Below are 25,269 nucleotides of genomic sequence, written 5' to 3'. Positions count from 1 at the left end.
GGATCAGGCTCCGAAACCGGCGGGCAGGGGCGCAGAACCCAGCGCCAACCGCACGATGAAGAACAGGCTGGCGGCCGCCAGCACGAAGAAGACCAGGTTCAGCAGACCCGTCAGCGCCTTGCGGGCGCCGGTCTGGGGCACATAGTCCTCGAGGATGACCTTCCAGGCCAGGCTGAGATAGCCGAACAGCAGCACGGCCGTGACCGCCAGCAGGCCGGCGTTCAACGGCTTGGCGAACCATTCCAGCACGGCGTCATAGGCCGCGCCCGCCAGGGTGAAGCCGGTCGAGGCGACCCACAGGCCCAGCGGCAGCAGGGGGACCAACAGCACCCGCTCGGCCAGCCATTCGCCGCCGCCGTGATGCTCGGAAATCTTGACGTTGTTCTTGAACTTGACGGCGCTGCTCACAGCGAGACCCTCCCGACAGCGAACAGGACGACCCAGAACAGGATCGCCAGGGGGACCGGCGCCCAGACCGCGATGCTCGAAAGGGTGGTCGCCGACTTGACCGTCAGTCCATTGCCCGTGTCGTTGATCGTGTGGCGCGCGCCGTTCAGAATGAAGGAGAACAGGATCACCGTCAGGCCGAAGCCGACGAACAGACCCAGCGGCGAACCCGCCAGGGCCAGGACCGTCGCATAGGCCTCGGGCCCGAAGGCCAGGGCGCCCAGCCAGGCGACGACGAAGACCAGACCGACGGTGCCGGCGATCAGGGTCGCGCGGAACAGGATCGAGGCGGCCATGGTCACGTGCCAGCGCCAGATTCCCATATGGGGCGAGAGCGGCGTCTTGTGACCGTTGGGCTGGACGACGAAACGACCGGTCCGGTCGCCCGATGCAACCCCCGGGGTCGGGTTGGGTTGAGTCATGCGAATGGTTCTCAAAAGCGAATGAATTCAATCGCCGTGTGCGGTTGCGAAGGCTTTTGTGACCCTAGAGGGACGGTGTCAACGGACCGTTGATCACTTAGCGGATTCTCGCGTCGCTTAGCCTGATCCGTGTCGTGATCGCCATATTCAGGGCATGATCGATCCTCGCTCTGCCTGATATTGAGGCTTTACGCGGCGGCGGTGGTTTTGGATCACCAGCCGCCCCGCTCGCCAAAACCGCGTTCCGCCCTATATGGACCCCATGACCGAGATCACGCCCCGCCCCGTTCTTCGCCTGCATCCTGCCCATCGCGACGACATCGGCGACCTGACCACGCGCCGGCCGGTGCCCGGTCCGGGCCTGGACCAGGTCGATCCCTTCCTGTTCCTGAACCACCACGGCCCCCAGACCTATCCGCCGGGCAATCGCGGCCTGCCCTTCGGCCCGCACCCGCACCGGGGGTTCGAGACCGTCACCTTCATCCTGGACGGCGAACTGGCCCACAATGACTCCGGCGGCGGCGAGAGCATCATAAAGGCGGGCGGCATCCAGTGGATGACCGCCGGCTCGGGCCTGATCCACGCCGAACTGTCGCCGGCCGATTTCAAGCGCGACGGCGGGCCGATGGAGATCCTGCAGCTGTGGGTGAACTTGCCATCGCGGCTGAAGATGACCAAGCCCGACTATGTGGGGCTTCAGGCCGCCGACATCCCGACCTTCACCACTGAAGGCGGCGTGACGGTCGAGCCGGTCTCCGGCGAATGGCTGGGGGTCAAGGCCCCAATCCAGTCGCTGATCGACATCCATCTGGCCATCGTCCGCCTGCCCGCCGGCGCCCGGTTCGAAGTCCCGGTCGCCGCCGGCCGCAATGTCTTCTTCTATGCGATCAAGGGTCAGGTCTCCGTCGCCGGAACCCCCGTGCCCGAATGGAACCTGGCCGCCCTGGGCGACGGCGACGCGGTCGAGATCACGGCCCAAAGCACCGACAAGACCGAGGCCGTCGTCCTGCTGGGCCACGCCGAACCGATCAACGAGCCCGTCTTCAGCCACGGCCCCTTCGTCATGACCACCCGCGAAGAAATCATCCAGGCCATTGAGGACTACCAGTCCGGCAAGTTCGGCCCGCCGCCACGGGTTTAAAAGGGCGGCCGAACCGACCGCCCTCACGTATTTCGATCAGTACGGCCAGTCGGGCGGCAGATAGGGCCCCATAGCCGTACAAACGAATGCAGGCGTCTGATCATAGTAGGAGGTCGGCAGATAGGCACCGGCAACATAGGGTTGGCCGCCGATAACGCCGCAGGTGTCCACAGCAAAACCAAGCTGCTGCGTCTTCGCCGCATCGGCGTAGTAGACATAGGAGTAGGCTACCAGGGCGGGATCCCATGAATCCCTGACCCTTGCCTCGACCGGCCCAAAGGTCACGGTCGTGGCCGCGACCGCAGCGATCGCGATTGCGAGGTTTTGAACGCGTTTCATTTCAGTCCTCTCCAGAGGCGCGAAATTGCGCACGTCAAATGTGCATATAAATCAACCCAAGGCTCAACCCGTATATTGCTGCCAAAGCGACTCCATTGGAGCCGCCCTTGTTTGTCGCTGATCTGTTAGATTTGCCCTGATCCGGGATGCTCGCCTGATGTTCACCGCATCAGGCGAGCCACCGATGGAGGGACCGTGGCCACCTTGGCCTTTGGGGCCGTGGGAGAGCGGGGTCGCCGTCGGCTGTTCACTGATCCGGATGGTTGCAGGGACAATTGGGTCCGAAGCCACAAGGAGGGATCGATGAACGAGGCCAAGTCTAACACACGGATCGCCGGGGTCGATGTGTCCAAGCCCCGGCTGGATGTCGCGCTTCACGGGGCGGAGCCGGCGGCGACGCTGCAGGTCGCTAACACGGCCCAGGGGCACGCCGAGCTTCTGGCCTGGCTGTCGGCGCACGGCGTGGGCCGGGTCGGGCTGGAGGCCACGGGCGGTTACGAGCGCGGCGTGGTCGAGGCGCTTGCGGCGGCGGGGCTGGAGATGGTGATCCATCAGCCGCTGGAGGTGCGGCTGTTCGCCCGGATCAAGCGGCTGCGGGCCAAGAACGACCGGATCGACGCGCGGCTGATCGCCCTGGCCACGGCCCAGGTCGATACGGTCAAGGCCGCCGCCGATCCCCGCTTGAGGGAGCTGGCCGAGCGGCTGACCGCCTATGAACAGGCCGCCGACCTTGTGAGGTTGCTCAAGACCCAGATGGAGCATGTCCGCCTGCCCGACCTGCTGGAGGACGCCCGCGCCCAACTGGCCCAGCTCAAGGCGCGCAAGGCCCGGCTGGCGGCGGATCTGCTGGCGCGCCTGCGCGCCTGGCCCGACCTGGCGCGGCGCTTCGACCTGGTGCGCTCCCTGCCGGGCGTGGGACCCGTCGTCGCCCTCGGCCTGGTCGTGCGCATGCCGGAACTGGGCGCCATGGGCCGGGGCCAGGCCGCCGCCCTGATCGGCGTGGCCCCGTTCGACCGCGATTCCGGCGCCCACAAGGGCCATAGGTTCATCGCCGGCGGACGATCCAGGCCCCGACGCCTGCTCTATATCGCCGCCCTGGCCGCCCGCCGATGCGACCCTGCGCTCAAGGTCTTCGCCCAGCGCCTGATCGACAACGGCAAACCCCCGAAGGTCGCCATAGTCGCCGTCATGCGAAAACTGATCGAGGCCGCAAACCTCGTCCCCAAGCGTGATCAGCCCTGGACGCCCGTGCTCAACTGACATGGTTGCTCTCCCGTCCAGATGATGCGTTCCCCGACAAAACCCTATATGACGCCGGTTCCTTGCGACGACCGAGCCGAAGACACGCCCAAATGCCCAGCCTGAACGAGATCCGCGCCACCTACCTCGACTTCTTCGCGGCCGACGGCCACGAGAAGGTGCACTCGGCGCCGCTGGTGCCGCAGAACGATCCGTCGCTGCTGTTCGTCAACGCCGGCATGGTGCCGTTCAAGGACTATTTCACCGGCGCGTCCAAGCCGCCCTATCCCCGCGCCACCAGCTCGCAGAAGTGCGTCCGCGCCGGGGGCAAGCACAATGACCTGGACAATGTCGGCTACACCGCCCGCCACCTGACCTTCTTCGAGATGCTGGGGAACTTCTCCTTCGGCGACTATTTCAAGGAACACGCCATCGACCGGGCGTGGAAACTGGTCACGCAGGACTTCGGCCTGGACGCCAAACGCCTGCTGGTCACGGTCTATATCGACGACGACGAGGCCGCCGCGATCTGGAAGAAGGTCACCGGCTTCGGCGACGACAAGATCATCCGCATCGCCGGCAGCGACAACTTCTGGGCCATGGGCGACAGCGGTCCCTGCGGTCCCTGCACCGAGATCTTCTGGGACCACGGCGACAAGATCGCCGGCGGCCCTCCCGGCTCGCCGGACGAGGACGGTGATCGCTACGTCGAGATCTGGAACAACGTCTTCATGCAGTTCGAGAAGGAGAACGACCAGATCGTTCGCAACCTTCCCAAGCCCAGTGTGGACACCGGCATGGGTCTGGAGCGGATGACCACCGTGCTCCAGGGCGTGCATTCGGTGTTCGAGACCGACCTGTTCAAGACCCTGATCGCCGCGTCGGAAGACGCTACCTCGACCAAGGCCGCCGGCGACCAGGCCGCCAGCCACCGGGTCATCGCCGACCACCTGCGCTCCTCCTCCTTCCTGATCGCCGACGGCGTCACCCCGTCGAACGAAGGCCGGGGCTATGTGCTGCGCCGGATCATGCGCCGCGCCATGCGCCACGCCCACCTGCTGGGCGCCGCCGACCCTCTGATGCACCGTCTGGTCCCGACCCTGGTGGCCCAGATGGGCGACGCCTATCCGGAACTGGCCCGCGCCCAACCCTTCATCGAGGACACGCTGAAACAGGAAGAGGTCCGCTTCCGCACCACCCTGGGCCGCGGCATGGCCCTGTTCGACACCGCGGTTCAGGGCTTCCGTCCCGGCGACATGCTGGACGGCCAGACCGCCTTCACCCTGTCCGACACCTATGGCTTCCCGCTGGACCTGACCCAGGACGAAGCCCGTCGTCGCGGCTTCTCGGTCAATGTGGACGGTTTCGAATCCGCCATGGCCGAACAGCGCCAGCGTTCGCGCGAACACTGGAAGGGCTCGGGCCAGACCGCCAACACCAATGAATGGCTGGCGATCCGCGACCGCATGGGTCCGACCGTCTTCACCGGCTATGACAATATCGAGGGTTCGGGCGAGGTCCTGGCCCTGATGAACGGCGGCGCTCCGGTCGAGACGGCCCAGGCCGGCGACATCGTCGAGATCCTGTTCGACGCCACCCCCTTCTACGCCGAGAGCGGCGGTCAGACCGGCGATCAGGGCACGCTGGAGTGGCCGGGTGGAGAGGCCGAGGTGCTCGACGTCAAGAAACACGCCGGCGACCTGCACGTCCTGTCGGCCCAGATCACCGCCGGGACGCTTGAGATCGGCGCCCGCGTCGCCCAGTTGGTGGACGCCGACAAGCGTATGACCACCCGCGCCAACCACTCCGCCGCCCACCTGCTGCACACGGCCCTAAAGAATGTGCTCGGCCCGGCGGTCGCCCAGAAGGGCCAGCTGGTCGACTCTGAGCGCGCCCGTTTCGACTTCAGCCACGGCGCCCCCGTGACCGAGGACGAGCTGGCGGCCATCGAGGCCGAGGTCAACGCCGTCATCCGCCAGAACGTCCCGGCGGAGACCAAGCTGATGGCCCCGCAGGACGCCATCGAGGCCGGCGCCATCGCCCTGTTCGGCGAGAAATACGGCGACGAGGTCCGCGTCCTGACCCTCGGCCGCTCGCTGGTCAGCGATAACGCCCCCTATTCGGTCGAACTGTGCGGCGGCACCCATGTGGCCCGCACCGGCGACATCGGCCTGTTCAAGGTGGTCCAGGAAACCGGCGTCGCCGCCGGCGTCCGCCGCATCGAGGCCCTGACCGGCGAGGCCGCCCGCCTCTATTTGGAAGCCCAGGCCAAGGTGACCCGTGGCCTGGCCCGCGACTTCAAGATCCAGACCCAGGACGTGCCGGGCCGGGTCGACGCCCTGCAAGGCTCGGTCAAGACGCTGGAGAAACAGGTCGCCGAGCTGAAGAAGCAACTCGCCCTGGGCGGCGGCTCCGGCGCGGCGTCTGCGCCGGAAGAGATCGGCGGGATCAAGCTGATGGCCCGCGTCCTGGACGGGGTGGACGGCAAGGGTCTGCGCGGCGTGGCCGAGGACTTCCGTAAACAGGTCGGAACCGGCGTCGTCGCCCTGATCGGCGTGACCGAGGGCAAGGCCGCCGTCACCGTCGCCGTCACCTCGGACCTGGTCGGTAAGGTCAACGCCGCCGACCTGGCCCGCGCCGCCGTCATCGCCATGGGCGGCCAGGGCGCCGGCGGCAAACCCGACTTCGCCCAGGGCGGCGCCCCCGACGGCTCCAAGGCCGAAGACGGCCTCACCGCCGTCCGTGAGGCGCTGAAGGGCTGAGCCCACACATCTTTCGTCATTCCGGGCGAAGGGCCGCTTGGCCCGTAGACCCGGAACCCAGCGGCGCGCGAGAGCGCGAACCTGTCGCGGACTCGATTTCCAGACACTGTGCGGCGGATGGATTTCGCCTGACGGCGCCGCTGGGTTCCGGGTCTACGCTGCGCTTCGCCCGGAATGACGAAAGGAAGAATGGCGGGGGAGATCGGGTCCGCTCACCCGCCTCCGCGCACAATTCCGCAAGCAATCCTTCGGCGATTCAATCCCCTGGCTTCGCGCAAAGCCCATCGACCCATCACGCTTTCGAACGCCCGTATAATGGGCGCATGATCGCGAGACGTGACGAACGACTATGGACTCTGCACCAGGCGACGCCCGTCTTCCTGACGCCCGCCGAAATTGCACTCTTTTGCATATTGCACCCGTTTTCGGGGGTGCAGTGCAATTTGGCCGGCGCCCCTAGCCCATCGGATCAGGCGTCAGATCCACCCCCGCCAGCTTCCAGCTCAGCGGCCCCCGCCGTTCCATAATCAGCACCAGGGCGTCGTCGGGCCGGTCGTCGCGGGTCAGGGTGACGGCGAACCGGTTGATCCCGCGATAGGCCCAGGACTGATGGATCCGCTCCTTCGGCGTCGGCGGGGTGTCGGACGCGGGCACGGGCTGCTCGGGCCGGGGCTTGTCGCCGGACCGGACCATGGCCGCGATCCCCTCGGGCGTGACCAGACCGTCCACGGCCCCTTCGACCAGCGACGGCGCCAGCAACATGCCCAGGGCGGCCATAGCCCGGTCGCCGCCCGTCCGGTCACGGATTTCCAGCGCCGCGCGGGCGTTCAGCTCGGCCTTCAGACTGGTTCGGAAGGTGGGGAAGTCCACATACCGCTCCAGACCGGCCACATCGCCGGCCCGCGCCGCCCGGATCAGCCCCTGGGTCGCCACGAAGGGCGAGATGAAACAGGCGACCAGAGCCAGGCCCAGAATGGCCGCGATCAGTCCGATGGCGATCTTCTTCATGCGTGCTCCTGCAGCCGAAACGTCGAGACGGGCCAGATGTTGCGCCTAGGGGACTGTCTGGGGCGCAGCCGCCTGGGGCGTCGCCGGGGCCGACCCGTCGGGCAGGCCGATCTGGACCAGCACCCACTCGAACGGCCCTCGCCGCTCGAAGGTGAAGACGGTGCGTGATCCGCCCTGGTCCTGAACCGCCATCCGCGCCCGGTTCACGCTCCAGAAGATCGGCCGGGGCCAGGGCTTGGGCGTCTCGGCGCCGGCCGGCGGCGGAACCGCCGCCGACCAGTGGCTGGCGTAGCGCCCCTCGCCCCGCGTCAGGGCCGACAGGGCGGCCGGCGTCAGATAGGCGTCCACGTCCGGCGCGTTCAGGATCGGGTTGCGCTCCATCTGGCGCCGAACAGCGCCGATGGGGTCTTCGAGGAACGAGGGCGCCGGCGCCTGGGGCCCTCCGCTCAGCTGCGGTCGCAGCGACTGCCGCACGGCCTGGAAGTCGATCAGCCGGGTCAGCCCCTGCACATCCCCCGCCTCCGCCGCCGACCGTATGGCGAAGAAGCCCACCGCCGGCGCGGCGAAGAAGGCCACGACCGCCGCCACGAGCACTAGGCCCACCAGATTGCCGAACTGCCGCTTCAAGCCACGTCCCCCACGCTCGAAGCCGATCATGCACGACCCTTGCTCCGACGCAACGAAAAGCCCCGCCGGATCGCTCCAGCGGGGCTCTTTGTCATTGTCCTACCGCGCTTCGCGCTGCTTGAGGACGTTCTGTGTCCTAACGCGCGTCGCGCTGCTTGAGGACGTTCTGTGTCCTACCGCGCTTCGCGCTGCTTGAGGACGGGGCTCAGCCGACGTCCGGCAGGGCGGTCTTCAGGTTCTCGGCGACCTTGTCGAGGAAGCCCTCGGTGGTCAGCCAACCCTGTTGATCGCCGACCAGCAGCGCCAGGTCCTTGGTCATGAAGCCGGCTTCGACGGTGTCGACGACCACCTTCTCCAGGGTGTCGGCGAAGGTGCCCAGGGCCGCGTTGCCGTCCAGCTTGGCGCGGTGCTTGAAGCCGCGGGTCCAGGCGAAGATCGAGGCGATCGAGTTGGTCGAGGTGGCCTCGCCCTTCTGATGCTGGCGATAGTGGCGGGTCACGGTGCCGTGGGCGGCCTCGGTCTCCAGCACCTTGCCGTCCGGCGTCATCAGCACCGAGGTCATCAGGCCCAGCGAGCCGAAGCCCTGCGCCACCACGTCCGACTGAACGTCGCCGTCATAGTTCTTGCACGCCCAGACGAAGCCGCCGGACCACTTCATCGCCGCCGCGACCATGTCGTCGATCAGGCGGTGCTCATAGGTCAGGCCGCGCGCCTTGAACTCGGCGGCGTAGTGGGCGTCGAACACTTCCTGGAAGATGTCCTTGAAGCGGCCGTCGTAGGCTTTCAGGATCGTGTTCTTGGTCGACAGATAGACCGGATAGTTGCGTTGCAGGCCATAGGCGAAGCTGGCGTGGGCGAACTCACGGATCGAGTCGTCCTGATTATACATGGCCATGGCCACGCCGGCGCCGGGGGCCTTGTAGACTTCGTGCTCGATCACGGCGCCGTCTTCACCGACGAACTTGATCGTCAGGGTGCCGGGGCCAGGCATCAGGAAGTCGGTGGCCTTGTACTGGTCGCCGAAGGCGTGACGGCCGACCACGATGGGCTGGGTCCAGCCCGGTACCAGCCGCGGCACGTTCGAGCAGATGATCGGCTCGCGGAAGACCACGCCGCCCAGGATGTTGCGGATGGTGCCGTTGGGCGACTTCCACATCTTCTTCAGGCCGAACTCCTTCACCCGGGCCTCGTCCGGGGTGATGGTGGCGCACTTCACGCCGACGCCGTGCTTCTGGATCGCGTGGGCGGCGTCGATCGTCACCTGGTCGTCGGTGGCGTCGCGGTGCTCCATGCCCAGGTCGTAGTAGTCCAGCTCGAGATCCAGGAACGGGAAGACCAGCTTGTCCTTGATCATCTGCCAGATGATGCGGGTCATTTCGTCGCCGTCGATGTCGACGATGGGGTTTTCGACCTTGATCTTGGCCATGCGTGCGGTCCGCCTCTGACTTTTGGGGAAAGAATATCGTGGCGGGGATATAGCCGGGCCGCGCGTCCGCGCAAACCCCGCCGTCAGGTCAAGTCGACAGCGGATCGCCGCATCCCTGAACCCACGCCCGTCATCGATGGGGAACTGATGCGACCTCCGCTCGCTGAACCACCGCTGCTGAGGGAGACCAGGCCATGACAGACAGGACGTTCAGGCCATGCGGCAGCGGCTTCGTTGTGGCCGTCGCCCGGCGCACCCGATGACGGACCCCGAGGTTCTGATCATCGGCGCAGGCCCGGCGGGCCTGACGGCCGCGACCTATCTGACCCGGTTCCGCCGCCGTAGCCTGGTGATCGACGCGGGCGAGCCCCGCGCCTGCTGGATCCCGTTGAGCCACAATATGCCGGGCTTTCCCTCCGGCGTGTCCGGCGCCGACATCCTGAAGCGGATGCGCGAACAGGCCGAGGAGTTCGGGGCGGTCATCGAACCGGGCCGGGTCGAACGCCTGGCGCACGACGGCGACGGCTTCACCGCCCAGGTTCAGGGTCGCGAGATCCGCGCCCGTGCGGTGCTTCTGGCGACCGGCGTCGTGGATCACCACCCCGACCTGCCCGGCGTGGAGCGGGCGGTCCAGCGGTCGCTGGTCCGCATCTGCCCGATCTGCGACGGCTATGAGGCGACGGATAAGGCCGTGGCCGTCATCGGCCATGACGACAAGGGCGCGCGCGAAGCCGCCTTCCTGCGCACCTATTCAGACCGGGTGACCCTGATCCATATCGGCCCGCCCCAGGCTCTGACGCGCCACGCGGAACTGGACCGGCTGGGCGTCGAACTGATCGTCGCGCCCCTGGAGGCCGTCGCGCTGGAGCGGGACCGGGTCACCGCCCTGGGCTGGGGCGGCGGCACCCGCGCCTTCGACCTGGTCTACTCCGCCCTGGGCACGTCGCCGAACGCCGAACTGGCGCAGGGCCTGAACGTCCGCCTGGCCCCCGACGGCCGGCTCGAAGTCGATCTGCATCAGGCGACCAGCGTGCCGGGCCTCTACGCCGCCGGCGACGTGGTGCGCGGCCTCAACCAGATCGCCGTCGCCACGGCCGAGGCGGCCGTCGCCGCCACCGACATCCACAACCGCCTGCGCCGGATCGACGGGCTGACCGTCTCCGACTAGGCCCTCACACTAAGCCTGGGTCGCGATCCAGCCGTCCACGATCCGCTCCAGCACCGACAGTGGCACGCCCCCGGCGGCCAGGGCCGTGTCGTGGAAGCTCTTCAGGTCGAACTTGTCGCCCAGGGTGGTCTTGGCCTTCTCGCGCAGGCGGACCCACTCATTGTGGCCGACCTTGTAGGCGCAGGCTTGTCCCGGCCAGCCGCAATAGCGTTCGACCTCGGACACGGCGGCCCCTTCCTGATCGCCATAGGCCTCCATCATGTACTGGATGCCCTGTTCGCGGCTCCAGCCCTTGGAATGGATGCCGGTGTCCACCACCAGACGGGCCGAGCGGAACATCAGCGACTGGATATAGCCGATCTGCCCCACCGGATCGTTCTCATAGGCGCCCAGCTCGTCGGCCAGCTGTTCGGCGTACAGGCCCCAGCCTTCGACATAGGAGGCGAAGCCCAGCAGGTTCATGAACTTGGGCGCCGCCGCGCTCTCCTGTTGCAGGCTGATCTGCAGATGGTGGCCCGGCGTCGCCTCGTGATAAGTCAGGGTGGGCAGGGTCCAGGACGGCCATTCCGCCGTGTCCTTCAGATTGATCCAGTAGATGCCCGGCCGCGTGCCATCCAGGCTGGGCGAGTTGTAATAGCCCATGGCGGCGCCGGCCTCGATCTCGGGCGGCACGCGCTTGATCTGGACCGAGGCCTTGGGCAGGCGGCCGAAGGCGCTGGGCAGACGGGCCTGCATATCGGCCATCTGGTCGTTCAGCTTCTCGATCAGTTCGGCCTTGCCGGCGTCGGTGTTGGGATAGACGTACTTCGGGTCGTTGCCCAAGGCGCGGATCCGCTCGGCCACCGTTCCCTGGGTCAGACCCTGAGCCTGCAACAAGGTGTCGGCGCGGGCGGACAGCTCGGCCATCTGGGCGCGCCCCGTGCGGTGGATCTCGTCCGCCGTCAGCCGGGTGGTCGTAATGAAACGCAGGCTGTTGGCGTAATACTGCTGGCCCTGCGGCAGGCGACGGATCGAGGCCTCATGTCCTGCGCGCGGCAGGGCCGCCTTTAGCAGGGCGTTCTGGGCCGCCAGGGCGGGATAGACCTTCTGGTTCAGCAAGGCCTCGACCTGGGCGCCCCAATCTCCCGTCAGCCCCTTGGCCTGCGTCCGGTCCACCACCGAGGCGACCAGGGGCGAGGCGGCGACGTCGGTGGCCAGTATGCCGTCCTGCTGAGCGATAGCCTTGGCCAGGATGAAGTCCGGCGGGATCACGCCCAGGCCATAGTCCTCGCGCAGCCGCTCGGTCTCGGCGCTCAGCACCTCGGCGAAGGCGGCGACACGGGCCACATAGGCATCGGCGTCGGCGGCCGTCTCGATCGTATGCTGGTTGGCCAGGAAGTCCGGCGTCGACTGATAGGCCCCGCCCTGCTGGCTGACCCGATAGGGATTGGGCCATCCGCCCTGGCCATAGGGAATGGCGAAGGTGGCGATCACCCCGTCCAGATTATCGGCGATGGTGTCGTAGTAGATGCCGTCCTGGGCATCCATCGACGACCGGTCCAGGGCCGTGAGGGCGGCGCGCTGGGCCTTGGTGAAGGCGCGGAACTTCTCCTCGTTCTCCGGGGTCGGAGCGGTCAGCTGGGACTTGGCGGCGGCGCGCGCGCCATTGTCCAGGCCGAAGGCGGTCACGGCCTCAGGGCTGAGGTCCAGGGTCTGTTCGAAGGCCTGATCCATAAAGGCGGCCAGCGCCGCCTTGGCCTGGGCGGCGTCGCCGGCCGGGGCGGCTCCGGCAAAAGCCTGCCCCCCTGCGGCGGCCAGGCCCGCCCCGGCTGCGGCGGACAGAAGAAGGCGTCGACGGTCGATCATGGAAGGCCCCTGCGAAGATGTCGGCCGCAATGGAGCGCCGCTCGCTTCACCCCGCAAGTGAAATTGCGGACAGGCTCGATCTGGGCTCACCTCCCAGTTCGCGAAGGCGAACGGGGAGGACCGGCGATCGCGTCAGCGAGCGCCAGGAGGGGGCGACTCGGTATCTGAAGCTCTTGAGGTCATCACCGCCGTCGGAGTCGCCCCCTCCTGGCGCGCAGAGCGCGCCTGTCCTCCCCGTCGGCCTTCGCCGACGGGGAGGTGAAAAATCACCCCCCCGCCTTCACCGCCGCAGACACGTCCGACACCACGCGCTTGACCAGGGCCGCATCGTCGCCCTCCGCCATGACGCGGATCAGTTTCTCCGTGCCCGAGGGCCGGACCAGCAGTCTGCCCGAACCGTTCAGCGCCGCCTCGGCTTCGGCGATGGCCGCCTTGACCTTTTCGCTCTCCAGCGGCTTGCCGGCCGTGAACCGCACATTCTCCAGCTTCTGCGGCACCGGATCGAACTGACGCGCCAGCTCGCTCATCGGCTTGCCGGACTCGACCAGAACCGCCAGCACTTGCAAGGCCGCCATCAGGCCGTCGCCGGTGGTGGCGTGGTCGTGCAGGATGATGTGGCCCGACTGTTCGCCGCCGATGTTGAACCCGCCTTCGCGCATTCGCTCCATCACATAGCGGTCGCCGACCTTGGTCCGCTCCAGCGTCAGACCCTCGGCCTTCAGCTTCCGTTCCAGCCCCAGGTTGGACATGACGGTGGCCACCACGCCGCCGCCGGTCAGCAGACCGCGTTTGGCCCAGTCCAGCCCGACCAGAGCCATGATCTGGTCCCCGTCCACCACCTGGCCCTTTTCGTCGCAGATGATCAGCCGGTCAGCGTCCCCGTCCAGGGCGATGCCGATGTCAGCCCGGTAGCGTTTGACCGCCTCGACCAGGGTCGCCGGATGGGTCGAGCCGCATTCGGCGTTGATATTGGTCCCGTTCGGCGTGACCCCCACGGGGAAGACCTCGGCCCCCAGCTCGAACAGGGTGGTGGGCGCGACCTTGTAGCCGGCGCCGTTGGCGCAATCGACGGCGATCCGCAGCCCCTGCAACGACAGCCGCTTGGGGAAGGCCTGTTTGGCGATCTCGATATAGCGGGCCTGGGCGTCGTCGATCCGCTTGACCCGCCCCAGCTTGTTCGACGGCGCCAGCCCCTGGTCCAGGCCGTCGTCCATCAGGGCTTCGATCTTCAGCTCGATCTCGTCCGACAGCTTGTAGCCGTCCGGCCCGAACAGCTTGATGCCGTTGTCGGCATAGTCATTGTGCGAAGCCGAGATCATCACCCCCAGGTCGGCGCGCATCGACCGGGTCAGCATGGCCACCCCCGGCGTCGGCACCGGGCCGAAGGTCCGCACGTCCATGCCCACCGAGGCGAAACCGGCGACCAGGGCCGGCTCGATCGTATAGCCCGAAAGCCGGGTGTCCTTGCCGATCACCACCAGATGGCGCCGGTCGTCGCCGGTGCGGAACAGTTTCCCCGCAGCCAGGCCCACGCGCAGCGCGACCTCGGCCGTCATCGGATAGGTGTTGGCGCGCCCGCGAATACCGTCGGTGCCGAAATATTTCCTGTCGCCCAAGGCGTCGTCCTTCGTTTCGGGTAACGTTCCGAAACCCCTTTTTTGATGCGGTCCGTCTTAAGATTGCATAGACGGCCGGTGGGGCTCGACGCGTGGCTTAGCCCCGGATCGCCGCCAGTGCAAAGCGGCGCCCTTCTGTTTCCTTCTTCCTCGGAGTTCCAGCCCATGTGCGGCATCATCGGCGTCACCGGCAATGGACCCGTCGTTCCCCGGCTGATCGACAGTCTGAAACGGTTGGAATACCGGGGCTATGACTCCGCCGGGGTCGCCGCCGTCGTAGATGGGTCGGTCGAGCGTCGCCGCGCCCAGGGCAAGATCCGCAATCTGGAAGCCGTTTTGGTCGAGGCGCCGCTGACGGCCACGGTCGGCATCGGCCACACCCGCTGGGCCACCCACGGGGCGCCGACCACCGCCAACGCTCACCCGCACAAGGCCGGTCGCGTCACCCTGGTCCACAACGGCATCATCGAGAATTTCGCCGAGCTGAAGGCCGAGCTGGCCGCAGAAGGCCATGTTTTTGAAAGCCAGACCGATACCGAGGTCATCGCTCACCTGCTGGACGCGGAGTTGAACACCGGCCGCACGCCGCTTGAGGCCTTCAAGATCACGCTGGACCGGTTGACCGGCGCCTACGCCCTGGCGGTGCTGATCGACGGCGAGGACGATCTGATCCTGGGCGCCCGTCGCGGCAGCCCGCTGGTGGTCGGCTGGGGCGAGGACGAAATGTATCTGGGCTCGGACGCCCTGGCGGTCGGCCCCTTCACCCAGAAAATCTCCTATCTGGAAGAGGGCGACTATGTCGCCGTGACCAAGGGCGGGGCCCGGATGTTCGACGTCGCGGGCAAGCCGGTCGAGCGGGCTGTGGTCCAGGTCTCGGCCTCCTCGGCCATGGTCGAAAAGGGCGAATACCGCCACTTCATGGAAAAGGAGATCCATGAACAGCCCGACAGCGTCCAGCACACATTGTCGGAATATCTGGACCTGGTGACGGGCACGACCAAGCCTCAGTCGGTGGACTTCGCCGCCATTGACCGGATCCAGATCGTCGCCTGCGGCACCGCCTTCTACGCCGGCCAGATCGGCCGCTACGCCTTCGAGAAGCTGGCGGGCCTGCCGTGCGACGTCGAGATCGCGTCCGAGTTCCGCTACCGCTCGCCGGCGGTGTCGCAAAAGACCCTGGCGGTCGCCGTCAGCCAGTCGGGCGAAACGGCCGACACCCTGGCCAGCCTGACCTGGTGCAAGGCGCACGGTTTGATGACGGCTGCGGTGGTCAACGTCCACTCCTCGTCCATGGCGCGCGAGGCCGATGTGCTGTGGCCCACCCATGCCGGACCGGAAATCGGCGTCGCCTCGACCAAGGCCTTCACCGCCCAGGTCGCCGCCCTGCTGGCCCTGGCCGTCGCGGCGGGCGTGGCGCGCGGCCGGATCGATGCGGCCCAGGAGGCCGAGCTGGTCAAGGCCCTGTTCGAAAGCCCCCGCCTGATCGCCGACGCCCTGCGCATGGACGCCAGCATCCGCGCCGTGGTTCAGGATTTGGCCAAGGCCGACGACGTCCTGTTCCTGGGCCGGGGCGCCATGTTCCCTCTCGCCATGGAAGGCGCGCTGAAGCTGAAGGAGATCAGCTATATCCACGCCGAGGGCTATGCCGCCGGCGAGCTGAAGCACGGCCCCATCGCCCTGATCGACGAAGAAACCCCGACCATCGCCCTGGCCCCCCTGGACGATGTATTCGAGAAGACCGCCTCAAATCTGCAAGAGGTCGCCGCACGCGGCGGCCCCGTTATCATGATCGCCCCGGAAAAGGCGCCCGATCCGCACGGCGCCGGCATCCGCCGCATCCACGCCCCCGACTGCCACCCCCTGATCGCGCCCCTGGTCTATGCGGTCCCGGTCCAGCTTCTGGCCTATTACACCGCCGTCCAGAAAGGCACCGACGTCGATCAGCCCCGCAACCTGGCCAAGTCCGTCACGGTGGAGTGAGGCGCCCGTTCGCGGACGGCGCCGACCGCCACCGTGCCCAGGGCGTCGACGTCGCAAAGACGGATCGCCGCCCGCCCGACCCGAATGGCCCCCGCAGCCTGCAACTCGCCGCCTGCGGTTGAGACGCCGGCCCGGCGAACGGCCAGGAGGTCGGCGATGTCGCTCTGGCGCAGCGGGATTTCCATCGCCTGGCTCAAGCCGTGAATATCGAGCAGCAGCGCTGCGAGACGCTCGGTGACCCTTCCGCGCGCCTGACGCTTCACTTCCGCATGGGCCGTGTCCATCCGGCGCCGCAGATCCGCCAGGGCTATCTCGACCAGGGACGAACGGTCGATCACCTCGACAAGACGGTCCGCCGGGATCGTGATCTGCCGACCGGCCGTCAGCCACAGGCCGTCCTCCTTCGCTTCACCTCCGACAGCGGCGTCGAAGTTCAGAAGATCGCCCGGACCGGCCAGCCCAAGGCAGAGGGAATCCCGACCTTGCCGCGGTACGCCCGTCGGCATCGGTCACGATCACGCTGAACGACGCCGTCTCCCAAAAGGCCGCGCCCCGATACCGCAGGATTTCCCCCAGAACCGCCACCGCCTCTTCACGCGCAGCATCGACATCGGGCAGATCCTCGCCCTGATCATCCCGAATACAGTCGCCGTTTTCGGTGTGAAAATAGAAGTGCGGCAATCGGGCCTCCAGCATCAAGTCTGCTGGAAGCGGTCATGGGGCGGATTGGTTCAGCGTTCAGATATTCTGATTGAAAGCGCCGTCAGGCGGCCGCGCGTTTTCTGATCCGCGCAATGCGCCGAAGCCGGCGCCAGAAGCGGCCGCGCTCGGGTTCGGGATAGGGTTCCAGGTTCTCGACGAACTGCTCGGCCGACGCCCGCCAGCTGAACTTCTCGGCATAGGCGCGGACGTCCCGGCGGTCGAGGTCGAGGCATTTCAGGCAGGCGGTCTTCAAATCCTGGTCGATGACCCCGGCGTTCGAGCCGGGAATGATGTCGATCGGACCATGGGCCGGATAGGCGGCGACCGGCGTGCCGGCGGCCATGGCCTCCAGAATCACCAGACCGAAGGTGTCGGTCCAGCTGGGGAAGACGAAGACGTCGGCGTCGCGGAAACACCGGGCCAGATCATCACCGAACCTGGCCCCGAGGAATTTCGCCTCGGGATATTTTTCCTGCAGCTCGGCGCGGGCGGGCCCGTCACCGACAATGATCTTGGTGCCGGGCAGATCCAGTTCGAGGAAGGCCTCGATATTCTTCTCCACCGCCACCCGGCCGACGTTCAGGAAGAAGGGACGCGGCCAATCCTTGCCGCCCATCTCGTCATAGATCCGGTCCAGATCGGGGTTGAACATCTCGGTGTCCACGCCGCGCGACCAGGGCGAGACATTCTTGAACCCATGTTCGACCAGTTCGTCACGCAGGGTCGGGGTCGCCACCATCAGCCGGCCCGACGGCTTGTGGAACCATTTCATATAGGCGTAGCCGACCTGAACCGGGATCGGGAAACGGGCCGAGACATATTCCGGGAATTTGGTGTGATAGCTGGTCGTGAACGGCAGCTTCCATTCCACGCAGATCCGACGCGTGGCGATGCCGATGGGCCCTTCGGTCGCGATATGGACGGCCTCGGGTTCGAAGGCCCGCAGCATTTCGCGGATCTCTTCTTCCGCTCCCAGGGCCAGCCGGATTTCCGGATAGGTCGGGCAGGGAATCGTCTTGAACAGGCTCGGCTCGATGACCTCGACCTCATGGCCCATGCCGCGGCATTCCGCGACAGTACGGGTCAGGGTGCGGACGACGCCGTTGACCTGAGGTTCCCAGGCGTCGGTGGCCAGAACGATGCGCATTGAGGCGGGCAGACCCTGAGCCGTTAAGTAAGGGCGGAACTTCTAGACGGTTCGAATGACGATGGCGAGACGTTCGCAGTTGTTTGGTCAACACCAATAGGATAAGCGGCGGCCGTCTGGTAGGCGCGCTTCGCGCCCTGCCGAGCCAGTCACCTTACGTGAATTCGGAAAGCGCTATGAAAAACTGGTCGAAATCGGTCTCCAGATTCTGGAGACCGAAAAAAGACGTAGCGCGCAACAAAATGCCCGAACGACCATATTTCTATCTAGGTGACGGCTTGGCTCTTACGAGGCTTAAAAACGGTCATCTCCTCTATGTCGATCCCCTGGAAGAAAGTGTTTGCGCGCATCTAATTGCACACGGCACGTGGGAGCCTTGGATCGCCAAGGTCGTGCTGAGCTTGCTTAAGCCCGGGGATCGTGTCGTGGAGGTCGGCGGGCACGTTGGGTTCTACACAGTGGCGATGGCTAACCGTGTGGGGCCGACGGGAAGTCTCCTGACGTTCGAGGCGAATCCCAGACTTGCGGCGCTTTCGGCCAGATCTATTCGCCTTAATGGATACGCCCCCTGGGTACAGATCGTCCAAAAGGTCGCGAGCGATACCATAGGCGTGGTGAGATTTTCAGTTTCCCGCCAATATGGAGGCGGCGGTCACGTATACCTAGGCGACAATGCGCTCGGAGGCGATACGCAGGTTCTGGAGGTCGAATCAGTTCGGCTGGACGATCTTGATTTACCTAATACGAGACTGCTTCGCATTGATGCTGAAGGATCAGAGCCGCTGATTTTGTCGGGCGCTGAAAACCTTTTGAAGCAGCCTGACATTGTTCTATGCATCGAGTGGGACGTCGTGCAGATGCGTTCCCGCTCGGATCCGCAAGAGGTCGCTAATCGATTGGGGGGAATGGGCTTCAAGTTCTGGCGCATCACCACCAAGGCTGAATTGGTTCCTGTCGATTGCAACACTCTAGGAGATTTAGCACCATGCGATCTTGTGGTGGCTAGGAAGTATCCATTTTCAAGCGTCGACAATCTATTATGAAAAAACTTCTAACAAGAGCATACCTAGGTCAACAAAGCTTTGATATTAAGTTCACTGTCTAGATAAAACAGCGCCTGGTAAAGCTGAACATGGACGAGCATTATATGGCTTAAAGAGGCGGCTGGCGCAGGCTCATCGATGAAGTTAACGCGGCCCAGCACGTTGTCATGCCAAATACTTTGTGGCGTTAGGTAGCGCTAAAGCGCGCATTGAGCCCGCGCCGTTTGGTCGAGACACTGAGAGCGACGATACGCCCTTATGCGGGAGCGGTGACGCAGCCTCTAACAGATTGGCGGAACGCTTCGGCGTATGGGGTGTGATGATCCGAAGTGACTAAAAGAATTATCACGTCTGGCGCACGACGCGCTGTTCACAGCGCAGCTGCGGCCACAGCGGCTGAACAGTTGCGCCCTTCCGGCTCAAGCAGGACAACAGCAGTTGCATCGATCTCCTCTAGGTGGCGGTAGCCATTTAGTTATCTGAGCTAGAGCATGATCGCGGCACCGCCTAGCGAATCCGGCACCCCTAAAAGCTACAATTTACAACGGCAGCACCGTCGTCGACTTCACCTCTTCGAGAACCGCATAGGTTCGCGTCTCGCGCACGCCCGGCATCCGCACCAGGACGTCGCCCAGAAAGGCCCGATAGGCGTCCATGTCGCCGACGCGGGCCTTGATCAGATAGTCGAAGCCGCCGGCGACCATGTGACACTCCAGCACCTCGGGCTGGCTGCGCACGGCGGCGGCGAAAGCGTCGAAGACGTCGCCAGTGGTGCGGTCCAGCAGGACCTCGACGAAAATCAGCAGATCCCGACCGACCTGGCTGGGGTCGATCATGGCGGCGTAGCCGGTGATGATCTTCTTTTCCCGCAGGCGTTTGACCCGCTCGAAACAGGCGGCGGGCGACAGGTTGCAGCGTCGCGCCAGCTCGGCGTTGGAGATGCGGGCGTCGGTCTGGAGCACCCGGAGGATGCGGCGGTCGACGGAGTCGATGTCGATCATCGGAAGTCAGCAGGTTAGACCGAACAATCTTCGGCTTCAGCTTGTATCATACGAAGCACCTTCGCTGAACTCCGGCATATACGGCGGAAATCCACAGGATTTGCCACGCCATGACGACTCCCGCCTTCACGCCTTCGAGCCTGACCGTTTGGGACGGTTTGGACGCGCACAAGTTCCGTGACGAGCGCGACGCCGTCGCCGCCAATCTGGCCCGCATGCCGCTGGACGCCGCCGAACGCGCGGATGTCGTCGCCGAGGCCACCGCCCTGGTCGAACACGCCCGTCGCAGCCAGAAGAAGCAGGGGGTGGTCGAAAGCTTCCTTCAGCAGTTCAGCCTGGGCACCCGCGAAGGCCTGGCCCTGATGTGCCTGGCCGAGGCCCTGCTGCGCGTTCCGGACGAGGAGACGCGCGACCGTCTGATCGCCGAGAAGATCGGCTCGGCCGACTGGGCCGCCCACCTGGGTCAGTCCGACAGCCTGTTCGTCAACGCCTCGACCTGGGGTCTGATGCTGACCGGCAAGCTGGTGGACGTCGATGATGAGGCCCGCAGCGACCTGCCCGGCTTCCTGAAGCGGATCGCCGGGCGACTGGGCGAGCCGGTCATCCGCCAGGCCGTGGCCACCGCGGTCAAGATCATGGGCGAGCAGTTCGTCGTCGGCCGCACCATCCAGGGCGCGCTGAAGCGGTCGAACAAGGAAGGCTGGCTGTGCAGCTTCGACATGCTGGGCGAGGGCGCCCGCACCGTCGCTGACGCCGACCGATACGAAAAGATCTACGCCGACGCCATCGAGGCGGTGGGCAAGACGTCAAAAGGCCAGGGACCAGAACACGGTCACGGCGTCTCGGTGAAACTGTCGGCCCTGTCGCCCCGGTATGAGGCGACGCACGAGGACGACGTCTGGGCGACCCTCTATCCCCGCATCCTGCGTCTGGCCCAGATCGCGGCCAGATACGACATCAACTATACGATGGACGCCGAGGAGGCGGACCGTCTGGCCCTGTCGCTGAAACTGCTGGACCGGCTGGCGCACGAACCCAGCCTGGGCGGGTGGACCGGCCTGGGCCTGGCGGTTCAGGCCTATCAGAAGCGCGGGCGGGAGACGATCGAGCGGGTCGCCGACCTGGCCCGTCGCTCGGGCCGCCGACTGATGGTGCGCCTGGTCAAGGGCGCCTATTGGGACACCGAGATCAAGCGCGCCCAGGTCTTCGGGCGCACCGACTATCCCGTCTATACGACCAAGGCGGCGACCGACCTGAACTATCTCGTCTGCGCCAAGGCCATGATCGAGGCGGCGCCGGCGATCTATAGCCAGTTCGCCAGCCACAACGCCCACACCCTGGCCGCCGTGCGCCGCATGGCCCGCGACCGGGGCGTGGCCGTCGAACACCAGCGCCTGCACGGCATGGGCGAGGCGCTCTACGACGCCGCGCACGAGGCCTGGGCCAATGAGACCGTGATCGTCCGCGCCTACGCCCCCGTCGGCGGGCATGAGGAGCTGCTGCCCTATCTGGTGCGGCGCCTGCTGGAAAACGGCGCCAACTCCTCCTTCGTCCACGCCCTGCTGGACGAGCGCGTGCCCGCCTCGGCCGTCGCGGCCGATCCCATTTCCCTGGTCGAGCAAGCGCCCGACCGTCACCCCAAAATTCCGGTTCCGCAAGACATGTACGGCGATCGTCAGAACTCCCTCGGCCGCGACTATTCGCAAGCCGCCGTCCGTGAAGCCCATGCCCGAGCCCTGGAGGGGATCGACCGTGAGAAGCTGACCTCCGGCCCGATCATCGGCGGCAAGCTGCGCGCCGGCATCGACGCCCAGGCCGTGACCAATCCGTTCGACCGGTCGCAGACGCTCGGCCATGTCTCGGAAGCCGAGGCGACCGACATCGACGCCGCCGTCGAGGCCGCTGCGAACGCCCAGGTTCAATGGGATCGCCAGGGCGGGGCCAAACGCGCCGTGACCTTGCGCGCCATGGCCGATGCGCTGGAGGCCGACCTGGACCGGCTGGTCGCCCTGCTCAGCCGCGAGGCGGGCAAGACCCTGAACGACGGCGTCGCCGAGGTGCGCGAAGCCGCCGACTTCTGCCGCTACTACGCCCTGCTGGCCGAGCGCGACTTCACCGCCCCCCAGACCCTGAAGGGCCCGACGGGCGAGACCAACCAGCTGATCCTGCACGGGCGCGGGGTCTTCTCCTGTATCTCGCCGTGGAACTTCCCCCTGGCCATCTTCACCGGCCAGATCGCCGCCGCCCTGGCCGCCGGCAACGCCGTCCTGGCCAAGCCCGCCGAACAGACGCCGCTGATCGCCGCCGAGGCCGTGCGCCTGTATCACAAGGCTGGCCTGAACCCCGATCTGCTGGCCCTGGTTCCCGGGCGCGGCGAGACGGTCGGCGCGGCCCTGGTCACGCATCCGGGCATTGACGGCGTCGCCTTCACCGGCGGCACCGACACTGCCGCCGCCATCAACCGCGCCATCGCCGCCCGCCCCGGCGCCATCATCCCCTTCATCGCCGAAACCGGCGGCCTGAACGGCATGTTCATCGACACCACGGCGCTGAAGGAACAGGTGATCGACGACGTGATCCAATCCGCCTTCGGCTCAGCCGGCCAGCGCTGCTCGGCCCTGCGCGTCCTCTACGTCCCCAAGGATTCCGCCGACGCCCTGATCGAAGGCTTGAAGGGCGCCCTGGCCGTCCAGACCGTCGGCGACCCCGCCGATCCCAAGACCGACATCGGCCCCGTCATCGACCCCGAGTCGCGTCGCGCCCTGGACACCCACGTCGAACGCCTGGCCAAGGACGCCAAGATCATCGCCCGCGCCACCCTGCCCCTGGGCGCCGAAAAGAGCGACCTGTTCGCCCCCACCATCGCAGAAATCCCCACGCCCGACTTCCTGGAACGCGAGGTGTTCGGCCCGATCCTGCACATCTATCGCTACGACTCCGCCGATCTGAAGTCGGTCGCCGGCAAGCTCGCCGCCCGCGGCTACGGCCTGACCCTCGGCGTCCACAGCCGCATCGAAGCCTTCGCCGCCGAAGTGATCGACCTGGTCCCCGCCGGCAACGTCTACGTCAACCGGTCGATCACCGGCGCGGTGGTCGGGGTCCAGCCGTTCGGCGGCGAGGGCCTTTCGGGCACGGGCCCCAAGGCGGGCGGGCCGAACAGCTTGATCCGCTATGCGGCGGAGAAGGCGATCAGCGTAAACATTGCTGCGCAGGGGGGAGATCCGGCGCTGTTGAACCTTTAACGGCTTCGGCGCTTCCACCACGGCGTAGACATTTGCGTGACCTCAGGCTTGCGACACGAGACAATCGTGAACTGACCCGGCGTTTCATTGCGCAAGATGGTCATCTCATCAGCTAACAGTGCGCCTTGCCGACCCTCGTCAGTCATTTGATAACAATCCTGGCCCGCCCAACCGCACAGTTGAAGTCCCTGTTTGTTAGCCAGGTCCAATGTTTCATTCAGCGTGTAATGCTGGAAGTGGAAATGGTTGCCCGTGGCGTCGTGGGGCAGCAAATCTTCGTTGGGTGTCGAAAAGATCATCTGTCCCCCGGGCTTAAGCGCTCGGGATAGCGAGGCGAAAAAGGCCTGCCCATCGGGTACGTGTTCGACGGATTCTAGTGATACTATGAAATCAAAGACTTCCTCTGGCATTTCGAACGGCCAGTAGGCGTGAGCGTATAACGTGCGCGGAGTAGGGAAATGGTCGCTGGCGAACGCTACAGCTTCCTTGGAACCATCTAGTCCTAAGATGTGCCGAGTGCGAGAAAGCAGCCATGCGCCATAGCCGTTGCCACAGAAGGCATCCAGACCATACCCTCCCGCTGGAATGATGCGATCCGCCCACTCATAGCGATACCTGTGGTCGGCGCGAATATCATCATAGGCCCCGGCGACCTGACGTTCGCCTGAATATAAGCCGAGATCGTGAGCCGTCATGGAAAAGCCGGGGCTAGTGGTGAGCAGAGAATAGCCGGAATCGGCAATCACGCCTGGCGGCGCATTGCCCACTTCATGCTAGTCTGGTTGAGGCTGATAACAACGACGGAATCGCGCGTGTCTGCAATTTGCATCGACGGCTTCAACCTCGCCCTGCCCAAGGGTTCGGGCATCGCCACTTACAGCCGCAACCTGCTCACAGCGTTCGAAGATATCGGCGTCAGCGGTCAAGTGCTCTATGGCCCGCCGGCTAAAGACAGCCGCAAAATATCCGAGGTGACACTTGCCGACGCCCATCGCGAACCCGCGAAGGGCAAGAAGCTTGACCGTTTCAAAAAAACAGCGATGTCGCAATTTGGGCGATCAGCCTACCCCATTGTTCCAAGCGATGATGTGATCTGGTCGTCCAGAGGTGGCGGGCGCCCCCTGGCCGACTGCTTTTGGGCCGCCGGCAACCTGTTCCATTACGCACATCGTTGCTTTCAAGCTTACGGCCAGGTGACGCCTGTTTCGTTTGCGGAGAATGAGAGGACGGCGCGCCCTGATGCGGTGCAATGGACTGCGACGCTACCTTTGTATGCAAATAATGCAGCCAATATATACACGATCCACGATCTGATACCGCTGCGACTTCCTCACACAACCATGGAGGATAAGCAGAAATACCTTCGAATGTGCGAGTTCATTGCGAAAAAGGCTGACCATATTTCGGTGGTGTCCGAAACGACGAAGAATGACGTTATCAAACTTCTCGGTGTCAGCGCCGATAGGATCACCAATACGTATCAGTCCGTTTCAATCCCGCCTTCCGTTCTCAGCCGATCGGCCGCTCAGGTCGCCCTAGAAGTCGAGGGGGTCTTCGATCTCGGATGGAAAGAATATTTCCTCTATTTCGGTGCCATCGAGCCCAAGAAGAATGTCGGGAGGATAGTCGAGGCCTATCTGGCATCTGGGGTCGAACGCCCGCTCGTGATCGTGGGTGGCAGGGCCTGGCTTGAGGAAGGTGAGGTCGCGTTGCTTGATCAAGTGCAGCGAGACGGCACCAGGGCGGGCAAGCGAATTCGCCGGTATGAATATATGCCGTACTCGATGCTGGTCAGCCTGATACGCGGCGCCCGCGCGACGCTATTTCCGTCGCTTTATGAGGGGTTTGGTCTTCCAGTGCTTGAATCCATGCTTCTAGACACGGCGGTGCTCACCTCTACGGGAGGCGCGCTGCCAGAAGTTGCTGGCGACGCGGCCATGATGGTCGATCCTTATGATGTGCCTGCCATTACCAGAGGAATACAGGCGCTGGCGGCGGATGACGATCTGGTGGATGATCTGGTCGGGCGTGGGAGAGCGCGCGCCGTTGCGTTTTCTCCGCAGGCTCATGCAGAGAGAGTGCGCACCATGTACGCTGGGCTCGGGCTTGTCTAA

General features: G+C 65.5%; 21 protein-coding genes. 8 read left to right on the top strand and 13 right to left on the bottom strand.

The features are described from left to right. Positions 1-3: 3 nt before the first annotated feature. Positions 4-408, bottom strand: coding sequence for a succinate dehydrogenase, hydrophobic membrane anchor protein (sdhD, locus tag ACW177_RS02200; protein ID WP_492027031.1), 405 nt, complete (start codon positions 406-408; stop codon positions 4-6). Then, complete coding sequence (gene sdhC / locus ACW177_RS02195; RefSeq protein ID WP_492027030.1) at positions 405-869, bottom strand: succinate dehydrogenase, cytochrome b556 subunit; 465 nt, start codon at positions 867-869, stop codon at positions 405-407. The genes sdhD and sdhC overlap by 4 nt, the downstream gene beginning before the upstream one ends. A gap of 262 nt (positions 870-1,131) precedes the next feature. Between sdhC and ACW177_RS02190 the strand changes: the two genes are divergently transcribed. After that, positions 1,132-2,010: a pirin family protein gene (locus tag ACW177_RS02190; RefSeq protein ID WP_492027029.1), complete on the top strand. Its 879-nt coding sequence runs from the start codon at positions 1,132-1,134 to the stop codon at positions 2,008-2,010. Between the two features lie 36 nt (positions 2,011-2,046). Here the strand turns inward: ACW177_RS02190 and ACW177_RS02185 are convergent, their stop codons facing one another. After that, the gene (locus ACW177_RS02185) at positions 2,047-2,349 is read right to left on the bottom strand and encodes a hypothetical protein (RefSeq protein ID WP_492027028.1); all 303 of its coding nucleotides are present in this window, start codon (positions 2,347-2,349) and stop codon (positions 2,047-2,049) included. Between the two features lie 303 nt (positions 2,350-2,652). Between ACW177_RS02185 and ACW177_RS02180 the strand changes: the two genes are divergently transcribed. Next, positions 2,653-3,609, top strand: a complete 957-nt coding sequence (locus ACW177_RS02180; RefSeq protein ID WP_492027027.1) for an IS110 family RNA-guided transposase — start codon at positions 2,653-2,655, stop codon at positions 3,607-3,609. A 92-nt stretch (positions 3,610-3,701) separates the two neighbouring features. Next, positions 3,702-6,350, top strand: a complete 2,649-nt coding sequence (gene alaS, locus ACW177_RS02175; RefSeq protein WP_492027026.1) for an alanine--tRNA ligase — start codon at positions 3,702-3,704, stop codon at positions 6,348-6,350. 456 nt (positions 6,351-6,806) lie between these two features. Here the strand turns inward: alaS and ACW177_RS02170 are convergent, their stop codons facing one another. From ACW177_RS02170 to ACW177_RS02160, 3 genes are all read right to left on the bottom strand, one after another. Further along, positions 6,807-7,358, bottom strand: coding sequence for a DUF2939 domain-containing protein (locus ACW177_RS02170; protein WP_492027025.1), 552 nt, complete (start codon positions 7,356-7,358; stop codon positions 6,807-6,809). 45 nt (positions 7,359-7,403) lie between these two features. Then, positions 7,404-8,015, bottom strand: coding sequence for a DUF2939 domain-containing protein (locus ACW177_RS02165; protein WP_492027024.1), 612 nt, complete (start codon positions 8,013-8,015; stop codon positions 7,404-7,406). A gap of 175 nt (positions 8,016-8,190) precedes the next feature. After that, positions 8,191-9,411, bottom strand: coding sequence for an NADP-dependent isocitrate dehydrogenase (locus ACW177_RS02160; RefSeq protein ID WP_492027023.1), 1,221 nt, complete (start codon positions 9,409-9,411; stop codon positions 8,191-8,193). 259 nt (positions 9,412-9,670) lie between these two features. On the opposite strand from ACW177_RS02160, the gene ACW177_RS02155 reads away from it, so the two are divergent. Then, on the top strand, positions 9,671-10,579 hold the full coding sequence (locus ACW177_RS02155) for an NAD(P)/FAD-dependent oxidoreductase (RefSeq protein WP_492027022.1): 909 nt from the start codon (positions 9,671-9,673) through the stop codon (positions 10,577-10,579). Between the two features lie 9 nt (positions 10,580-10,588). Here ACW177_RS02155 and ACW177_RS02150 read toward each other — a convergent pair whose 3' ends face one another. Both ACW177_RS02150 and glmM read right to left on the bottom strand, forming a co-directional pair. Continuing rightward, positions 10,589-12,424 (bottom strand): DUF885 domain-containing protein, encoded by a 1,836-nt coding sequence (locus tag ACW177_RS02150; protein WP_492027021.1) that lies wholly within the window; start codon positions 12,422-12,424, stop codon positions 10,589-10,591. Positions 12,425-12,690: 266 nt separating this feature from the next. Continuing rightward, complete coding sequence (gene glmM / locus ACW177_RS02145) at positions 12,691-14,040, bottom strand: phosphoglucosamine mutase (protein ID WP_492027020.1); 1,350 nt, start codon at positions 14,038-14,040, stop codon at positions 12,691-12,693. A gap of 165 nt (positions 14,041-14,205) precedes the next feature. Between glmM and glmS the strand changes: the two genes are divergently transcribed. After that, positions 14,206-16,020: a glutamine--fructose-6-phosphate transaminase (isomerizing) gene (glmS, locus tag ACW177_RS02140; RefSeq protein ID WP_492027019.1), complete on the top strand. Its 1,815-nt coding sequence runs from the start codon at positions 14,206-14,208 to the stop codon at positions 16,018-16,020. Here the strand turns inward: glmS and ACW177_RS02135 are convergent. The 3 genes from ACW177_RS02135 to ACW177_RS02125 form a co-directional block, all read right to left on the bottom strand. Next, positions 15,981-16,526: a Crp/Fnr family transcriptional regulator gene (locus tag ACW177_RS02135; protein ID WP_492027018.1), complete on the bottom strand. Its 546-nt coding sequence runs from the start codon at positions 16,524-16,526 to the stop codon at positions 15,981-15,983. The two genes, glmS and ACW177_RS02135, sit on opposite strands and share 40 nt — an antisense overlap. Beyond that, positions 16,429-16,716 (bottom strand): DUF6894 family protein, encoded by a 288-nt coding sequence (locus tag ACW177_RS02130; protein WP_492027017.1) that lies wholly within the window; start codon positions 16,714-16,716, stop codon positions 16,429-16,431. Before ACW177_RS02130 ends, ACW177_RS02135 begins: the two co-directional genes overlap by 98 nt. A 67-nt stretch (positions 16,717-16,783) precedes the next feature. Beyond that, the gene (locus tag ACW177_RS02125; RefSeq protein ID WP_492027016.1) at positions 16,784-17,869 is read right to left on the bottom strand and encodes a glycosyltransferase family 4 protein; all 1,086 of its coding nucleotides are present in this window, start codon (positions 17,867-17,869) and stop codon (positions 16,784-16,786) included. Positions 17,870-18,045: 176 nt separating this feature from the next. On the opposite strand from ACW177_RS02125, the gene ACW177_RS02120 reads away from it, so the two are divergent. Then, the gene (locus tag ACW177_RS02120; protein WP_492027015.1) at positions 18,046-18,912 is read left to right on the top strand and encodes an FkbM family methyltransferase; all 867 of its coding nucleotides are present in this window, start codon (positions 18,046-18,048) and stop codon (positions 18,910-18,912) included. 539 nt (positions 18,913-19,451) lie between these two features. On the opposite strand, the gene ACW177_RS02115 is transcribed toward ACW177_RS02120, so the two are convergent. Beyond that, complete coding sequence (locus ACW177_RS02115; protein ID WP_492027014.1) at positions 19,452-19,913, bottom strand: Lrp/AsnC ligand binding domain-containing protein; 462 nt, start codon at positions 19,911-19,913, stop codon at positions 19,452-19,454. Between the two features lie 110 nt (positions 19,914-20,023). Between ACW177_RS02115 and putA the strand changes: the two genes are divergently transcribed. Beyond that, entirely contained in the window at positions 20,024-23,155 is a 3,132-nt protein-coding gene (gene putA / locus ACW177_RS02110; protein ID WP_492027013.1) for a bifunctional proline dehydrogenase/L-glutamate gamma-semialdehyde dehydrogenase PutA, read from the top strand. On the opposite strand, the gene ACW177_RS02105 is transcribed toward putA, so the two are convergent. Beyond that, positions 23,152-23,850: a class I SAM-dependent methyltransferase gene (locus ACW177_RS02105; RefSeq protein ID WP_492027012.1), complete on the bottom strand. Its 699-nt coding sequence runs from the start codon at positions 23,848-23,850 to the stop codon at positions 23,152-23,154. The genes putA and ACW177_RS02105 overlap by 4 nt on opposite strands. On the opposite strand from ACW177_RS02105, the gene ACW177_RS02100 reads away from it, so the two are divergent. Next, a complete protein-coding gene (locus ACW177_RS02100; RefSeq protein WP_492027011.1) occupies positions 23,839-25,269 on the top strand; it encodes a glycosyltransferase family 4 protein in 1,431 nt (476 codons plus the stop codon). The two genes, ACW177_RS02105 and ACW177_RS02100, sit on opposite strands and share 12 nt — an antisense overlap.

Source organism: Brevundimonas sp. AVps23W (assembly GCF_058681395.1).
Note: the sequence above shows the minus strand (reverse complement) of the source record. Positions and strands in the feature narration are given on the sequence as shown.

Coding starts and splice junctions, on each gene's coding strand:
- ACW177_RS02125 (WP_492027016.1), bottom strand. CDS start 17,869: ATGCGCATCGTTCTGGCCACCGACGCCTGGGAACCTCAGGTCAACGGC.
- ACW177_RS02180 (WP_492027027.1), top strand. CDS start 2,653: ATGAACGAGGCCAAGTCTAACACACGGATCGCCGGGGTCGATGTGTCC.
- putA (WP_492027013.1), top strand. CDS start 20,024: ATGACGACTCCCGCCTTCACGCCTTCGAGCCTGACCGTTTGGGACGGT.
- ACW177_RS02105 (WP_492027012.1), bottom strand. CDS start 23,850: ATGACGGCTCACGATCTCGGCTTATATTCAGGCGAACGTCAGGTCGCC.
- ACW177_RS02155 (WP_492027022.1), top strand. CDS start 9,671: ATGACGGACCCCGAGGTTCTGATCATCGGCGCAGGCCCGGCGGGCCTG.
- ACW177_RS02185 (WP_492027028.1), bottom strand. CDS start 2,349: ATGAAACGCGTTCAAAACCTCGCAATCGCGATCGCTGCGGTCGCGGCC.
- ACW177_RS02170 (WP_492027025.1), bottom strand. CDS start 7,358: ATGAAGAAGATCGCCATCGGACTGATCGCGGCCATTCTGGGCCTGGCT.
- alaS (WP_492027026.1), top strand. CDS start 3,702: ATGCCCAGCCTGAACGAGATCCGCGCCACCTACCTCGACTTCTTCGCG.
- ACW177_RS02160 (WP_492027023.1), bottom strand. CDS start 9,411: ATGGCCAAGATCAAGGTCGAAAACCCCATCGTCGACATCGACGGCGAC.
- ACW177_RS02130 (WP_492027017.1), bottom strand. CDS start 16,716: ATGCTGGAGGCCCGATTGCCGCACTTCTATTTTCACACCGAAAACGGC.
- glmS (WP_492027019.1), top strand. CDS start 14,206: ATGTGCGGCATCATCGGCGTCACCGGCAATGGACCCGTCGTTCCCCGG.
- ACW177_RS02190 (WP_492027029.1), top strand. CDS start 1,132: ATGACCGAGATCACGCCCCGCCCCGTTCTTCGCCTGCATCCTGCCCAT.
- ACW177_RS02165 (WP_492027024.1), bottom strand. CDS start 8,015: ATGATCGGCTTCGAGCGTGGGGGACGTGGCTTGAAGCGGCAGTTCGGC.
- sdhC (WP_492027030.1), bottom strand. CDS start 869: ATGACTCAACCCAACCCGACCCCGGGGGTTGCATCGGGCGACCGGACC.
- ACW177_RS02135 (WP_492027018.1), bottom strand. CDS start 16,526: ATGCCGACGGGCGTACCGCGGCAAGGTCGGGATTCCCTCTGCCTTGGG.
- ACW177_RS02150 (WP_492027021.1), bottom strand. CDS start 12,424: ATGATCGACCGTCGACGCCTTCTTCTGTCCGCCGCAGCCGGGGCGGGC.
- ACW177_RS02120 (WP_492027015.1), top strand. CDS start 18,046: ATGAAAAACTGGTCGAAATCGGTCTCCAGATTCTGGAGACCGAAAAAA.
- ACW177_RS02115 (WP_492027014.1), bottom strand. CDS start 19,913: ATGATCGACATCGACTCCGTCGACCGCCGCATCCTCCGGGTGCTCCAG.